11 protein-coding genes are annotated in these 15,091 nt (G+C 43.3%); 10 read left to right on the plus strand and 1 reads right to left on the minus strand.

The annotated features are described in order from the left end of the window. Window positions 1-83: 83 nt before the first annotated feature. The 10 genes from AACU28_RS05595 to AACU28_RS05640 all read left to right on the plus strand — a co-directional run bounded on the left by AACU28_RS05595 (window position 84) and on the right by AACU28_RS05640 (window position 14,591). Window positions 84-446, plus strand: a complete 363-nt coding sequence (locus AACU28_RS05595; RefSeq protein WP_016793662.1) for a hypothetical protein — start codon at window positions 84-86, stop codon at window positions 444-446. 2 nt (window positions 447-448) lie between these two features. After that, on the plus strand, window positions 449-1,798 hold the full coding sequence (locus tag AACU28_RS05600) for an HlyD family type I secretion periplasmic adaptor subunit (protein ID WP_004730526.1): 1,350 nt from the start codon (window positions 449-451) through the stop codon (window positions 1,796-1,798). Window positions 1,799-1,801: 3 nt separating this feature from the next. Further along, window positions 1,802-4,033 (plus strand): ATP-binding response regulator, encoded by a 2,232-nt coding sequence (locus tag AACU28_RS05605; RefSeq protein ID WP_121602535.1) that lies wholly within the window; start codon window positions 1,802-1,804, stop codon window positions 4,031-4,033. Continuing rightward, window positions 4,008-5,432 (plus strand): TolC family protein, encoded by a 1,425-nt coding sequence (locus tag AACU28_RS05610; protein WP_121602536.1) that lies wholly within the window; start codon window positions 4,008-4,010, stop codon window positions 5,430-5,432. The genes AACU28_RS05605 and AACU28_RS05610 overlap by 26 nt, the downstream gene beginning before the upstream one ends. After that, a complete protein-coding gene (locus AACU28_RS05615; protein ID WP_017081154.1) occupies window positions 5,422-7,008 on the plus strand; it encodes an ABC transporter transmembrane domain-containing protein in 1,587 nt (528 codons plus the stop codon). Before AACU28_RS05610 ends, AACU28_RS05615 begins: the two co-directional genes overlap by 11 nt. Then, window positions 7,005-9,143, plus strand: coding sequence for an ATP-binding cassette domain-containing protein (locus AACU28_RS05620; RefSeq protein WP_065607293.1), 2,139 nt, complete (start codon window positions 7,005-7,007; stop codon window positions 9,141-9,143). The genes AACU28_RS05615 and AACU28_RS05620 overlap by 4 nt, the downstream gene beginning before the upstream one ends. Before the next feature lie 107 nt (window positions 9,144-9,250). After that, on the plus strand, window positions 9,251-9,625 hold the full coding sequence (locus AACU28_RS05625; protein ID WP_017085130.1) for a hypothetical protein: 375 nt from the start codon (window positions 9,251-9,253) through the stop codon (window positions 9,623-9,625). 213 nt (window positions 9,626-9,838) lie between these two features. Next, on the plus strand, window positions 9,839-13,039 hold the full coding sequence (locus tag AACU28_RS05630; RefSeq protein ID WP_121602537.1) for a response regulator: 3,201 nt from the start codon (window positions 9,839-9,841) through the stop codon (window positions 13,037-13,039). Between the two features lie 9 nt (window positions 13,040-13,048). After that, window positions 13,049-13,525: a hypothetical protein gene (locus tag AACU28_RS05635; RefSeq protein ID WP_017080103.1), complete on the plus strand. Its 477-nt coding sequence runs from the start codon at window positions 13,049-13,051 to the stop codon at window positions 13,523-13,525. 1 nt (window position 13,526) lies between these two features. After that, the gene (locus tag AACU28_RS05640) at window positions 13,527-14,591 is read left to right on the plus strand and encodes a porin (RefSeq protein WP_102444851.1); all 1,065 of its coding nucleotides are present in this window, start codon (window positions 13,527-13,529) and stop codon (window positions 14,589-14,591) included. Between the two features lie 88 nt (window positions 14,592-14,679). Here the strand turns inward: AACU28_RS05640 and AACU28_RS05645 are convergent, their stop codons facing one another. Then, a complete protein-coding gene (locus AACU28_RS05645; RefSeq protein WP_081229784.1) occupies window positions 14,680-15,090 on the minus strand; it encodes a phosphate ABC transporter substrate-binding protein in 411 nt (136 codons plus the stop codon). Between the last annotated feature and the right edge of the window lies 1 nt (window position 15,091).

Genomic DNA, 15,091 nt, shown 5'->3' on the forward strand with positions numbered 1-15,091 from the left:
TTATACATAAAGAATCAAAAAAAATTTGAAAACTACCTTTAAACATCCTTAGTTATTGTGATTAAAGCAATTACGGCGGTGGAATGATGATAGACATGACGAGTTTGCTGCGTTCAATCGACAACAACCACAAAGGGCTTCAATTGCTATTAGGCGATTTTTATAAGGACTTTTCAGACGCAGCGATCAACATAGAGACGCTTCATAAAAGTGACCGTTTTGATGAGCTCAACAACTACTCAAAGAGATTAAAGACCATCTTAACTTTACTGTGCGATCAAGACTTGCCACCCAAAATGGCCAAATTGGAACATTTGAGTAAGCACGAATTCCCTGCACCTGAAGATCTTTTAGAGGATGTAAAAACTGAATTGCACAACGTCAATCGACAAATCAATCACTTGTTGGACATTAAGGAAGTAATAGATGACAAGTCATCGAGGTAGTCATGAGCAATAACCAAATAGAACATCACTTAAGAAAAGCGCTCGTTTCTAATAATGAGGCTTCTAAGGTCACAGCTGATGACACCATTGTGCTTGCAAGTGCCATGACCAGTGTTCACAAAACGTTGCTCATCATATTCCTACTCGCTTTAGTCGCTATCGCCGTGGCATCACAAGCGCGTATCGACATCGTCGTTTCTGTACGTGGTGAACTGTTGTTGGAATCTGACGTTGAGAAGGTTCAACACCTAGAAGGCGGCATATTGGAAGAGATGTTAGTCCGAAAAGGAGAAGTCGTTTATGAAGGACAGCCGATCGCACGAATTCGCTCACTAGACCGCAACACACAACTCGATACCGTGAATACTGAGATTATTCAGATAGAGCTCGATAAGATTCGTTATGAAAGCTTACGCGACATGGTAGAACCTAACTTCGCTTCTTATATCGAAAAATTTCCAGAACAAGTTCAGGTCAACATGAATACATGGCGACAAGAGTTCTCTAAAAACCGTTCAAATGAAGAGCTCATTACCCACGATATTAAACACAAAAACTCCCTGATTAAATCAATGCTTAAGCGTCGTAAAAGTTCAGAGAACCAACTATCGCTCATTCGCAAACAACTCAACATTAAAAACACGCTTTATAAAGAAGAGATGGCGTCTTATGTCGACGTCCTCAACATGAAAGTACAAGAATCCAATATGGTACGTGAGATTGAGAACCTTGATGAGTCGGTCATGAACGAACGTTTTCAGCTCGACAAACTGGAAAAACAACACCGTGACTTGGTTGAGAATCGAAACTCCGAGTACCAAGCACAAATCATTCAAGCGAATAAAGATCTCAAGCTAAAACGTATCTTACAACCACAACATTCCGACAAGGTTGATCGACTGGTTGTCTACTCACCAGTCGATGGCGTGGTCGACAAACTGCACTTCAATTTCCGTTCAGCTGTGATTCCGCCAGGCGAGAGTATCGCCGATATTGCCCCAATAAATAATTCGTTACACGGTGAAGCGAAGATTCCACGTAAAGACATGGGATTTGTAGAAATCGGACAGGCTGTGAAGGTAAAAATGGATACCTATAACTTCGCTAAATATGGATTTGTTGAGGGAACCATCGCCTCAATCAGCCGCTCGTCTTATGAAGAAGAAGACGCCGAATTCTATTTAGCAGAGATTGAAATTGACCGAAACTTTCTTGAACGAGGAGGCACTCAATACAAATTATCACCTTATATGGAATTTACCGCCGATGTAAAAACAGGTTCGCGTCGCGTGATCGAATACGCAGCGAAGCCAGTGATGTCTGCCATCGAAGATGCTTTCGATGAGAGGTAATCAATGAGCGGAAAACCTTCGTACAATATTTCTGTACCCGCCCTGCGACTGAGCATATTGTTTAGCATCGTACTGGCTGCGCTCGCTTTCTATTTATACTTTTCTTGGTCGAAAGTAGATTCAGTCGCGCAAGTGCAAAGTGCCCCACTGCTCATACAAGCTCAGAAGCTTAATCAGACCATCGAACAAGATATTCAAACTCTGCAGCAGTGCTTAAGTAACGACACTTGTGGTACTAACGAATTCAATCTAGTTAACTTGAAGCGTGAAATAGATGAATTTCGATCTTTAGCCTCTTTGAACAAAACTGAGTTCAGCTTGGTTGGCGCTACTGAATACACGCAACTTGAATTAGCGATTAACCGTTTCACCGATAGCGCTAAAGCACGTGCCGATGTACTCGATTTATATCTCTCACTGACCAACAACTATCTGCAGATGGATGACAACTACCGCACCATGTTTAACAACCATGCGAGCGATTTGATGTCTGAGAAAAACGAGTTCTTCGTTTGGTTGTTTATAGTGGTCGTAATACTGGCTGTGATCACGGTTCTATCTAACGCTGTCGCCATGTTGAAACTGAAGAAATCCAGCTCTAACGAACGCGAAATCGACTATGAGTTCGATGCACTGTATCAAGAACTAAAACAATTAGATTTACAAAGGCTTGAAGAGCTTCTTAATGAAGTGAGCATCAATCCCAAACAGCGTCAGATCTACTCTCATCTCAAACTGATCTTCAGTAAATTGGAAGACCAAAAGCGCAATAACGATCTCTACAAACAGTTGTATGCACTCATCGGCTATGAGATTCGTGGGATCACCAACACCATTAACGGTGGTGTCCAGTACCTCGTTCAAGAAACCGATGAAAACGGCGTTTTGATGGCGAAGGACATTACCTCTGCATGTAGCACCCTATCTGAGCTAGCAGAAAACTATAATCGATTGATTTCACAGGGCACGGAAAGCAAGTCGAAAGAGTTTTCTCTGCTGAGCGTGTTATCTGAATTGATGATTCATATCAGCGCCAAAGTTCAGAGGAACGAAGGTCAACTTGACTGCTTTATTTCCGACAACTTACCCAATCGCGTAGAAGGCCAATCCACCAGCTTGTTCTGGATATTGTTCCTGCAGCTTTCCAATGCCATTCAACTCAAATCAAATAAGAAACTATTTGTGACGATTGAATCTGGGGCGGCTTCAGACATGGAAAATACCCGAGTTACCATCAATCTAAACTTCCTTTCAACGCTTGATGTCTCTGTAGCCAAGCTCAATAAACTCCATTGGAGCAGTCACAAGGACCACACCGCAAGCACAGACGACTTAGCAAAAAGCGTATTAAAAGATTACGGGTATTACGAAAGTCACTGGTTCCAATCGGGTACGCAGGAACGTTTTCAGATTGAGCTTGATCTCAAGGCGAAGAATTTCCACACAGAAAAGACTCGCTTCGACGGTAAGCGTTTACTGCTATGCGCCAACACTCAAGTTCGCATCGATGTGATGAAGAAAATGCTCAGTAATTTGGGGCTGGACATCACCGAGATTCGCACTGCCAATGAGTTATTTTCAGCGGCGAAGACCTTTGGTGATTACGATGCGATTATGCTCACCGATACCTTTGAACCCAACAAGTTACCGTCACTGAGTAAAACGGTGAAATCTCAACTTAAGAACCACCCAAATACCAAGTTGCTGTTATCGGTAACCAACACTCAGCATGCGCAAGAGTGTCACAGCTTCGTCGATAAGATCATCAACTCCCCTGCGATCCCTTATGAGTTTATTCCTAACTTGCTCACCATTATGGAAGCGGAAGCATCAGAAGAACAAATGGAAAACAGCTCATTCCTAATCGTAGAAGATGACCGAGTTCAGCAGATTTTACTTAAACGAATCCTTACCAAGCAAGAATATGAACCAGAAATGGTTGGCGATGGCGCTGACGCAGTGAAACACTTCATGAATAAACGTTCTGACATCATCTTTATGGATTGCATCATGCCGGGTATGGGCGGCATCGAAGCAACAAAACGTATTCGACAATTCGAACAAGAAAACGAGAAGAACCCTTGTACCATCATAGGTGCAACCGCATTGACCAGCAGTAACGAACACCAGGCTTGTATTGAGGCCGGAATGGATTACGTGATCAGCAAACCTTATAAAAGCGACCAAATCATCAAGGTGATCAACAAGTATGTGGCGGTACAAAAACTTAACTAGCAGCACCATAGCTGCACTCGCATTCAGCACGACACCTTCAGCATCGGCGACTACCCTGCTTGAAGCGGTAGAACTCGGCCTGCAAAACAGCCTATCCCTTCGCGCCAGTGATAAAGGTGTGGAAGAGAACGAATACAACATTGGGATCAGCCGATCTAAGTTTCTGCCTTCACTCAATGGTGCAGCCGATACGACATGGAACGAGAATGAAACCTTACTATCGAGCGTTCCCGACGAAACCTCTAGTTATAACTCAAACAGCTACAGCCTTTCTCTTTCGCAATCCATATTCAATCTTGGCGACATTTTTAAATATGGGACGGCTAAGCTTGACTTCAATATCGAAGAAGTTAAGCACGAGAACAAAATTCAAAGCACTATTTCGGAAATCGGTTCTCAATACTTTGAGTATTTGAAAAACAACGCACAGATAAAAGCGACTAAAGTTGAGCTTAAATCGTCTGAGACGCGTGAACATCAAATGCGACGCAATGTGGAGTTAGGAAATACCGCAGCCAGTGAGCTGTACGAAGTGATTGCTCAGAAAGAAGGTGTTTCGAACCGTTTAAGAACCTTGCAAAAAGATCGACGTGTCATTCTCAACGGGCTCTCTATTCAAATTCAATACCCTATCACTCCGTCGCAAGACATATACGAAAGCGTACCTTTAAAAGAGATCAGCGAAACCGAACAACGCACAATAATGGATCAGGCGTTAAAGCTGAATAACGACTTGTTGGTGGCAAAGAAAAACGTAGAGAGAAGCCGCAGAAGCTTAAAAGAGAGCGGTTCGAACTTCTTACCGACCGTGTCGCTTTCAGCCAGCTATCGACATGATGACGCCAATAACTACGATAAAACCGACATTACAGCCACAGGCGAAAGTAACTCAACCAGTGTTGGCTTGAACCTCGCCGTGCCTATCTTGTCGGGTGGTTCTGATTACTATGGCTATCAAAAATCATCGACGGCCATCGAACGTACTGAGCTGCTTTACCAAGATTCGCTCTATACCACACGTAACAGCGTGAATACCTCAGTGCTCAACATTAACGATTTCTCGCAGTCTATAAGCAGTTTCGAAAACATCATTCGCGCCAACTACGCCTCTTATAAAGGGATCCAAAGAGCCTACCAATTAGGCACGCGTACCATCACCGACTTGCTGGCGGCGGAAAGTAAACTGTTCAGCGCTTTGAGAGACTATGAAAGCGCGCGATACGACTACATCATCGAGACCATCAAGCTTGAGCAAATTAAAGGCATACTCTCAATTCAATCGATAGAGAGCATCATGCAATTGATGAGCGATATTGAGGGACGAGACAATCAAGATTTGGTGCCGAAACACCTTCTCTCAACGGAGTCATTGAGAAAAGGAGGTCGTAATGCAAACTGAGCAATTTTCGCAAAAGATAAATATGGCAGATAAGTGTTATCTGACTTTCTCAACGATAATATCGACCTTGTTTGGCTTGGTGCTGCCCTTCTCCATTCTGATCATTTTTGACCGAGTGTTACCCAACCAAGCACAAGATACTCTGTTCTTATTGTTCGCGATTATCTTGATTTCCATCTTTCTCGACTACCATCTGAAAAATCAGGAAGAGAAGATATCTTCCGTCATCATGAGGCAGTTTGAGACCAACTTAACCAATAAGGTATTTCAATCCATCTGTTTAGCGGAAATCTCTAAATTTCGTCGTTTAGAACCGGGCGAATATTTGGAGCGTATCTCAACCATTCCTGAATTGAAAACCTTCTTTGGTGGCGAATCGGTTCGAGCGCTGATCAACCTAGCCGTCAGCGTGATTACCATCCTTATTATTGGCCTAATCAACATATGGGCTGGTATTACACTTCTGATTGCCTCTGTCATATTGGCTATTTTCGCGTGGAGCCTTTCCAAACAAAAGATTGGTAGTTTGCAGAATAAGTCAGACATCGAAGGGTTAACCACCTCCAAAATCATCGAGATCATCTCTAGCCCGCTTGATATCAAAGCTCGAAATATGGAATACCGCGTTGAAAGCCTGATGACACAAATGGTCGAAGAGCGCGAAGTTGAGAACATCAAATATGAGCAGATTGAGTCGAACTTCAGCCTAATATTGGCGCTCATCCAACAGCTTTCTATAGCTTGTGTTGTTGTGGTACTGGCAACGGCCGTTATCAATATGGAATCTAGCCAAGGCATCATGGCCGCGATCATCATGCTAACCAACCGTTATTTTGCGCCTTACCAACAAGTGATGCGCACCGCGAGCCGTTGGGAGTTAAACAAACTCCACATACAACGTATCGCCGAACTGCTTGAGCTGGCGGCTTCGGTTGAACATCAGCATGAGACAACAGAGGTTGAACGTATTTCGGTTAAGTATTCTGAAAAACAGCGTATCGAGTTCGAACTTGGGCAAGCCTATTTACTTACAGGGAAAAGTGGCTCAGGCAAAACACACCTTGCCAACTGTATTACTCGCCAGAACAGCGATAACAAACTGGACATCATGATTAATGACACGCCTCTCGATGACGTTAACTACAACGTTTGGCGCAACAGTGTGCTGATGGTCGATAAAACAAGCTCGTTCGTGGAAGGAACCATTATTGATAATCTAACCTGCTTCCGACCAAGTTTGAATAATACGGCGTTTGCACTGTGCGAGACCATGAACATCAAGGCACAAATCGATGGGCTTCCTGCTGGTTTTTACACAGAACTCAAAGGCCACATGCGCAATCCATTCTCACGCCAAGTAGGTTACGCCTTATTATTGGTTCGCGCCCTGCTCGCCAGTAAGCGTGTATTGATATTTGATGACATCGATTGTGTCTATGATGAGGAATTTGCACGAGTGGTGCTGACCAGTACCGCCTATCGTGCCAATGACAAAATCCTAATCATCGCCAGTAATAAGATGGACAAACTAAACCACCGCCTCAAACGCGTAAAACTTACCGGAGGTGATCAATGAGCATCCTAGTTGATTTCAACAATGTTCCGCAGCGGGTGTTGGACTTTGAAGCAAGTGGTTATGATGAACGCTACAGTCAGTCACCGCTGATTCGTGGCTTAGCTTACACCTTAATTGCACTGGAATGGGAAGGCACGCCGTCTATCCTCAGTGACGCTTTTATTCCTAAACAAAAAGATAGCGACAGTTTTACTGCGACTATAGAGCGTCTTGGATACCGCTGTGATGTGACCAAGCTAAAGACTCTCGAGAATATCGATCAGTACCCTCACCCATGCTTTATTGAGATAGAGAACCTTAGCGCCATTTTCTTAGGTACTAAGGATGGAAAGTTACTCCTGTTTGATTACACGAACAACAACACCATTGAATACCCAATGTGTAAAAAGCCCTGTTTGCTGATTTCGATTAGCGAATATTCTCGTCTATTCCGCGAACCACCGCCGGAATCGCAAGACAGAAGCAATTGGATAAAATACGCTTTCTATCGTTATAACAACGAACTTAAAAGCTTGATCATACTGAGTTTCGTCATCAGTATACTAGGCGCGTTACAGCCCTTCTTTATTATGAGTGTGTATAACTTCGCGCTCACTTCGAGTTCTCAAGCAACACTCTATTGGCTCACTTTATTTGCCATCATTGTTGGCTTCTCTGAATACTTTTTTAAGAAAATGCGCGTCAACATTATTGCGACCTCCGGTAAAGATCTCGCGGTGCACATCTCACAAGCCGTAATATCGAAACTTCTCTGGCTGCCCTACGCGATGACGTCAACCGCTGGGGTTTCGTCTCAGTTGGCTCGTTTGAAAGATATCGATACCTTCCGACGCTTAGTGACCGCAGAATCAACACTTAGCTATTTTGATATGCCGTTTGTGATTGTATTTATCATCGCGATTGCCCTGATGTCGGGTACGGCAGCGCTTGTAGTGATGGGTGGCTTAATCTTGATGTTGGTGTTCTGTGTGTATTCTCGCTATATCTACTCGCAAGCCACATCCAAAAGCTCCCGCGCTAATGCAATGGTCTCGTATCAATGGAATGAAATCCTTCGTGGTATCAAAACTATCCAAGGCCTGCCTTTACTTCGTGTCGTTCAATCTCGTTTCAGTGCTTCACACATGCAAAGCACAAGTGATGCCGAGAACGTCGCCGTGACTAACAGTAAGATTCAGGCCGCTGGCGGCAGTTTGATTCAGGTGATTGGTACTGCAAGTATCGTGACCGCAGTAATCGGAGTAATGGAAGGCACTTCTGATGCTGGTGCAATGCTCGCGACAGTGATATTGGTTTGGAAGGCGTTAGGTCCGATCATGGGTATCTACAACTCAATTTCTAAATTCCAGTCGATTAAGGCTTCATCAGCACAGATCAATAACTTAATGTCGATGAATGACGATAAACTGACCTTAGAGAAGAGCCCGCCTATTCGCTTGTTCCAAGGTAGTATTGTTGGCAGTGGTGTCAGTCATCGTTACACAGGTGCGGCGACCGGCTTAACCAACCTTGGTTTTAAGATACCACCCAGTGCAAAAGTCGTCATTTGTGGCCCAACTGGCTGCGGAAAAACAACACTCATCTCAATTATTGCTGGCTTAGAGGATCGTTATCAAGGCGCAGTATCCGTTGACGGCTACAACATCAAGCAGTTCAATAGCTACCGTTATCGCACCTCAATTAACTACATCCCTTTTAACCTGCATATTTTTGAAGGTTCACTAGAAACCAACTTCATTCTGCATAACGGCCTCATTCCAACAGAGAAGATGCAAGAGATGGTGAGCTTCTTCGAACTGGACGAATGGCTACCTGAGGGCTTAGCGACTCAATTGAGTGTCGATAAGTGCAAAGGCCTTCCAAATGGAATTCAACAAAAATTGCGTCTGGCACTTGGCTTAGGTAACTGTGAGCAATCTCTGATAATTATTGATGAGCCCTTCAACGGTGCCGAGCAAGAAAACGCGCAATACTTTAACCGCTTGTTCAGCGATAAGTTGCTGAATAAGACAGTCATTTTTTCGACCAATGATCCCGGCTTAATCGCCACATCCAACATGAGTTTGGTTCTAGAGCCAGATGGAAACTTGAAATATTTTGGCTTAACAGACAAATACTTAAACAGTTTGAGCTAAATCATAACGCTTACTCACAATTCGTCATTTCGCGAGATGGATGTAATTGACAAAATCATAAGTGAGAGAGATGATTCGATCCAATACCACAGGTAACAAGGAAACAAATGTACACATTCGTTGCAGACAAGCTTGATGTTGCTTACTTATCCGCAATTCCTGAGAATCATATATTTCAGGGCTGTGACGTGCCTGAAGAAGAAATCGAACTTCGAGAGATCATTGAGATTTGGTACGAATGTTCATTCCTGCCTGCTTTCAATCTTCAGAAAATTGATATCGAAAACAAAGCTGAGCTCACAGTCATACAAATGCATGTTTTGAGTAACGATACGAGCACGCTCGCCTTCCTACTCAAAAACAGAGCATATCGCGCCGCGTTGAACAGAATGCTCGGTATTTGGACATTAGAACCCTCTGCAAAAACGGTTTTAAAGCAACTTCTTTTCGAATTAAGCCTCGATAACAATCGTCCTCATTAGTACGCTTTTTAAGTTATTCATCAATAAGCATAAAATTAAACAAACTGCCAAACGCTATAAATTACTAATAAAAGAACGTATATCAAAATAAGCTCTGGAATCACAAGAACTTATACCCCTCCCACACTTCTATTAAATTTGCGGTTTCAAAGTTTCCATATCGGCATTTTTATTCTACTGTTTTTATATAAAAACAGTTGGATGGATCCTTATATGGCGATTACGGTCTGGAATAACCTTTCAGTCAAACATAAACTCTTTGGCTTAGTTCTACTTCCCATTTCATTATTACTCTTCCTTGCAGGTAGACAGGCTTATATTTTAACGACTCAGTTGACCGATTTTGAACGAACCAATCAGTTATCTGTGTACCTTCAAGATATCTCGGTTCTTTATAGAAGCACTCTGGCCGCTAGCCCTGAGGAGTTTGAAAATCAAAGCAATCAAGTAAAAGCTGAATTAAAAACCCTGTCTCCAATCATTTTTTTGGATGCTTCTGATGAAATGAATCAACTGGTTGCCGACTTCAGCGAAGCAACCTTATCGACAATGCAAGCCACTGACAGCTACGATAAATTGGATGCCCTTGAGTGGCAGAGCGACTTATACAAGCAGTTACTGCTCGAAATAGAAAAAGTCCCATTCGAAAACACCAAGCGGGAAATTCAACAACACCTCACCGCATTGCAGCAACTGGAATGGCTGATGTTCTGGTCAAACGAAGAATTTAAGCTGGGTACCTCTCTGATTGAGATATTCCAAAACAGCCAAGAATACGATCCAGAACTTGCAGAACAGATTGAAACCTTGAGTGAAAGACAGCAATTGTTCTTAGAACGCTTTGTTTCATTGAATGCCAACGAACATCAAGTGTCACTGATGGTTGAAGTATTTCGAAACGATGTATTCGCTCAAAGCCAAGAGATAAGAAGCGCGCTACTCGACCTAAATGCAATCAGCCAACTGACGCCACAAGAAGTGTCTGTCGGCTTAGAAGCGATGAGCGCAAGGCTCAACTTATTACAAAGCCTTGGCGGCGTAATCAAGCAAGAGTTTCAACAAGAAGTTGAGCAAGCTATCTATGACGCGCAAATACAGCGAACACTGTTTATTTCAATCGTCGCTTTGTTGGCAGCGATTGTTATGGGTTTAACCCTTAGCTTGGCGAGACAAGTCACTAACAACCTGAATTTGGTGTTAGCCTTCTTAAAAAGCGAAAATGATGACACGCGCCCTTCTCTAGATAAATTAATCCAAGGTAAAGATGAACTCAGTCTGTTTGCTCAGCAAGTTGAACGATTGACCATTGAACGAGAGCTCGCGAAAGAGAGATTGACGGTAGCAAAAGAAGACGCAGAGAGAGCCAAAGAAGATGCCGAACACGCGAAAGACCACGCAATACAGGCCAGCAAAGCAAAAAGTAGCTTCTTGGCCAACATGTCTCATGAAATTCGAACCCCGCTCAATGGCGTTATTGGTATTTCGGAAATCCTCGCAGATACACCGCTGACACCAACACAACGTGACTATGTTGATACGATCGAAACTTCATCCCAACTGCTACTTAGCTTAATCAACGATATCTTAGACTTCTCTAAGATTGAGTCTGGCATGCTATTAATAAGCCCGCACTCTGCATCAATTAGAGAGTCGATATACGACATAGCCTCTATTGTGGCACCAAAAGCGAAAGAACAAAGAATATCGATTAACGTTGATATCAACCCAGACACACCAGCACGCGTGATGATAGACGATCACCGTTTAAGACAGATCTTGATGAACTTCATGTCGAATGCGGTGAAGTTTACTGCAGAAGGTGGCGTCACATTATCAATCCAAACGCTCAACAAAGCAGATAACAATGCCACCATTCGATTTGCTGTACGAGACACGGGTATTGGTATCGATTCAAAGCAACAAAAACAGATATTTGAACCCTTCGCTCAAGAAGACGATTCAACCACACGTCAATTTGGTGGTACTGGTCTTGGTCTAGCCATCAGTACACAGTTGGTTGAACTGATGGGTGGTCAAATTCAACTCGACTCCGTCAAAGGTGAAGGGAGTTGCTTCTACTTCGACTTGGAATTGCCTGTTGACTTGATACTGCCAAAACCAAGTTCAGCAACAGCTGATATTTATGTACTGAGTAACGAAAACATGCTCTCCGAGCGAATCGAGTCCGACCTTAACCTTTATGGTTTGAAGGTTACCGATAAAACGAATGATATAACCGCAATTACAGATCAGCTCTCCACTCAAAAACACACTAAACCTATCACTGTCGTTTTCGCTGAAGATGACGCATTCCTAGCTAATACCCACGCAGATAACTTAGCTAAGCTGCACCAAAACGGCATCACTATCTGTTTGATACGTTCCTTCTTAAGTGAGCCAGCGGATCTTGGTGACAGCGTTACTGCACAAGTCGCACAGCCCCTTCTCGGTTTGCGTTTAATTAAAGCTATTGAGCTTTGTGATACACGAGGTTTGGCGGAACTATCAGAGGCAAGCCAGCCGCCTGTCGAGATTCAACACAAAATCCTCATCGTTGAAGACAACAAGATCAACCAAAAGATTGCCGGTCTTCATGTAGGAAAGAGTGGTTTTGAATTCGAGTTTGCGAATAACGGTCAAGAAGCCATCGACATGTTCACCGCTAATCCTCATTACGCGGCGATACTTATGGATTGCATGATGCCCGTCATGGATGGCTTTGAAGCGACAAGCAACATTCGACGCGTTGAAAAAGAGACCAACGCCACGCGCCGTATCCCTATCATCGCCTTAACCGCCAGTGTGATTGATGATGATATTCAAAAGTGTTTCGACGTAGGTATGGATGACTATGTACCAAAGCCATTCAAATTTGAAATGCTAAAAGAAAAAGTACTTGCCGCCGTTGAAGCGATGCCACTTCCTGCTGCCTACAAAACTAAATCTACGAAAAAACCCGCGACCGTAACGCCGATTCTTAATGCTGCAGCTAAGCGAACATTGCCAGAAGAAAGAGTGCAAAACACGGTTCCGAGTAAATCTGAAAGAATACTGCTCGTCGAAGACAATCGAGTTAACCAAAAAGTCGCTTCTGTGATGTTAACAAAGGCCGGCTACGCGTTTGAAATCGCCGACAACGGACAAATCGCCGTCGACATGTACCAAAACGACAGTAGCTTCGACATTATTCTAATGGATTGCATGATGCCCGTTATGGACGGCTTCACTGCGACCAAAGAGATCAGAGAGCATGAGAAAAACCTAGGCTTAAGCAAAACGCCTATCATCGCGTTAACCGCCAGTGTTATCGACGATGATATTCAAAAGTGCTTTGATTCAGGCATGGATGGATATGTAGCGAAGCCCGTAAGAAAAGAAAAGCTATTCCATCAAATAGAAAGTGCGACTTGTTAGGAGATACCCATGGATTGGATTAGAACAATAAAAACACTTCCCCGCAGAGTCATGTTGCCAGTCGCGGTAGGGCTATTAGGAAGCTTGCTTCTTCTCAGCCCTGCTCACGCCGCTGAAGATTATGCCATATTTTCTTTAGACTCCGGATTTGAAGAGATATCAATAAACAAAGCGCGAAAGCTCTATAGAGGGAAAACTAAGCGCCTCAATGGCAAACGTGTTGAACTGTCTGATTGGCCTGAGAACAGTGCCGAAAGAGAGGACTTTTATCAGCTTTTGCTTGGAAAAAATGCCGCTCAAATGAATGCACACTGGGCTGGTTTATCTTTTTCAGGAAAAGCGCGTTATCCAAGAGAAATCAAAACGGCGTCAACCGACAGCTTAGTGGACTGGCTTGATGACAAACCAAACCGTATTGGTTACTCCCCACTCTCTTCGGTTCCTCAAAATGCCAACATTCTCTACGTTATAAGTTCGGAGAAATAATATGAAAAGAATAATTACGTCAGTGTTATGTGCCTCAATGGCCTCTCCGGCTTTTGCGAATATCGAACTTACCGATAATTTATCCTTGAGTGGCTTCGGTTCAACATCTTGGGCTAAGTCCGACAATGAAACCCCCTTGATGATCACTCGCGGTTTTACCGACGAAAATTGCTACGACTGTGACACCACATTTGGTGTTCAACTAGATTACTTTTACAACTCATTCAAAGCTTCCGTACAAGTTGTCAAGCCACCCCAATATGATTGGAGTGACCCTCAACTGGAATGGGCTTACTTGGGCTATGAATTTAACGACTTCGATGTCAGCGTTGGTCGATTACGACTGCCACTGTTCCTTGCCTCTGAGTACTACTATGTAGGCCAAGCCTATATGACCGCGAGGCCACCTACAGAGGTATATAACAGCGTTCTCGGAATCACAGCTTTCAATGGCATAAAAGTGAGCTGGACTCACGATGTCAGTGACGAAGCGACTCTTTTACTTACTCCGTTTATCGGCATAAAAGATAAAAATGACGTAGATTTCAACTCGACTACAAAACTAGAATTCGAAACCAATCGCATGCTCGGCGCAAATTTGCAGCTAAGCGGTGATAGCTACCGTTGGAATTTATCTTTCCTAGACTCAAATTTCGATCAGATTGTTATCACAACAATTCCCGGAGTACCGACCCCATTCAGAACTGAGCAAGATAACCAGCATATCCAACTTTGGTCATTAGGAGCAGAATACGAACTGGGTCAATTTGTTTTGACAAGTGAAGGACAAATCAGTGACTTCTCTTCATCCATGTACGCCAGTCTTGGATACCACTTAGGAGCATTCACTCCTTACGTTGTGTATGGTGCACAATTTGACGACCATGAGCATTTAAACGGAAATAGTTATTTAGTCGGCGTTGATTACGATGTTCTGCCAAACGTTTCTATCAATGGCGAAGTTCAGTACTTTGAATCGAAAAAATCAAATGGCGTATTTATCGATACCCCAACGGGTGACAGGGATGCCATGCTTTACACCATCATGTTGAGTTTCGTTTTCTAATCAAGCGTGAAAATCATCGTCATTAGAAATAAAAGCCCAAGGTGATTAAATAACCTTGGGCTTTTTAATGTTGGTAAGCAAGTAGCGCTTAGTATTTAAATAATACTTTCACGTCACCTGTTACAGCGGCTTCGTCTACATAACCAATTGCGTTGATTTTTGAAGCAACCGTTGTAATTGCTTCGTTATAGTCTGAAACCTGGATTGGCGCTTCAGCTTTACCGGTAAATACAAGTCGCGACCACGCTGATTGAAGTTGTGATTCGCTGCGTCCAGTTGCCACCTCATGGAAGGCTAGTCTACCTTCAGAACCATCAGCCAGCTCGATGATCTGTGCTTTGGTACCATTCGATAGCTTGCTTTTCTTACCCATGAATAACTTTTTAACGTCAGATTTAGATAGAGAATCAACGCCAGCATTGTTACCAATCACTACCATTCCAGCAGAAGCGTTAAATGAAAGAACCGCTACGGTTATTGCTGCCAGTAAACTTTTCATG

This window comes from Vibrio sp. SBT000027, assembly GCF_963894355.1.
GTDB lineage: Bacteria > Pseudomonadota > Gammaproteobacteria > Enterobacterales > Vibrionaceae > Vibrio > Vibrio splendidus.

Excerpts from the sequence above, each read along its gene's own strand:
- AACU28_RS05605 (WP_121602535.1), top strand. The coding sequence starts at position 1,802 with ATGAGCGGAAAACCTTCGTACAATATTTCTGTACCCGCCCTGCGACTG.
- AACU28_RS05640 (WP_102444851.1), top strand. The coding sequence starts at position 13,527 with ATGAAAAGAATAATTACGTCAGTGTTATGTGCCTCAATGGCCTCTCCG.
- AACU28_RS05595 (WP_016793662.1), top strand. The coding sequence starts at position 84 with ATGATGATAGACATGACGAGTTTGCTGCGTTCAATCGACAACAACCAC.
- AACU28_RS05600 (WP_004730526.1), top strand. The coding sequence starts at position 449 with ATGAGCAATAACCAAATAGAACATCACTTAAGAAAAGCGCTCGTTTCT.
- AACU28_RS05620 (WP_065607293.1), top strand. The coding sequence starts at position 7,005 with ATGAGCATCCTAGTTGATTTCAACAATGTTCCGCAGCGGGTGTTGGAC.
- AACU28_RS05625 (WP_017085130.1), top strand. The coding sequence starts at position 9,251 with ATGTACACATTCGTTGCAGACAAGCTTGATGTTGCTTACTTATCCGCA.
- AACU28_RS05615 (WP_017081154.1), top strand. The coding sequence starts at position 5,422 with ATGCAAACTGAGCAATTTTCGCAAAAGATAAATATGGCAGATAAGTGT.
- AACU28_RS05635 (WP_017080103.1), top strand. The coding sequence starts at position 13,049 with ATGGATTGGATTAGAACAATAAAAACACTTCCCCGCAGAGTCATGTTG.
- AACU28_RS05610 (WP_121602536.1), top strand. The coding sequence starts at position 4,008 with ATGTGGCGGTACAAAAACTTAACTAGCAGCACCATAGCTGCACTCGCA.
- AACU28_RS05630 (WP_121602537.1), top strand. The coding sequence starts at position 9,839 with ATGGCGATTACGGTCTGGAATAACCTTTCAGTCAAACATAAACTCTTT.
- AACU28_RS05645 (WP_081229784.1), bottom strand. The coding sequence starts at position 15,090 with ATGAAAAGTTTACTGGCAGCAATAACCGTAGCGGTTCTTTCATTTAAC.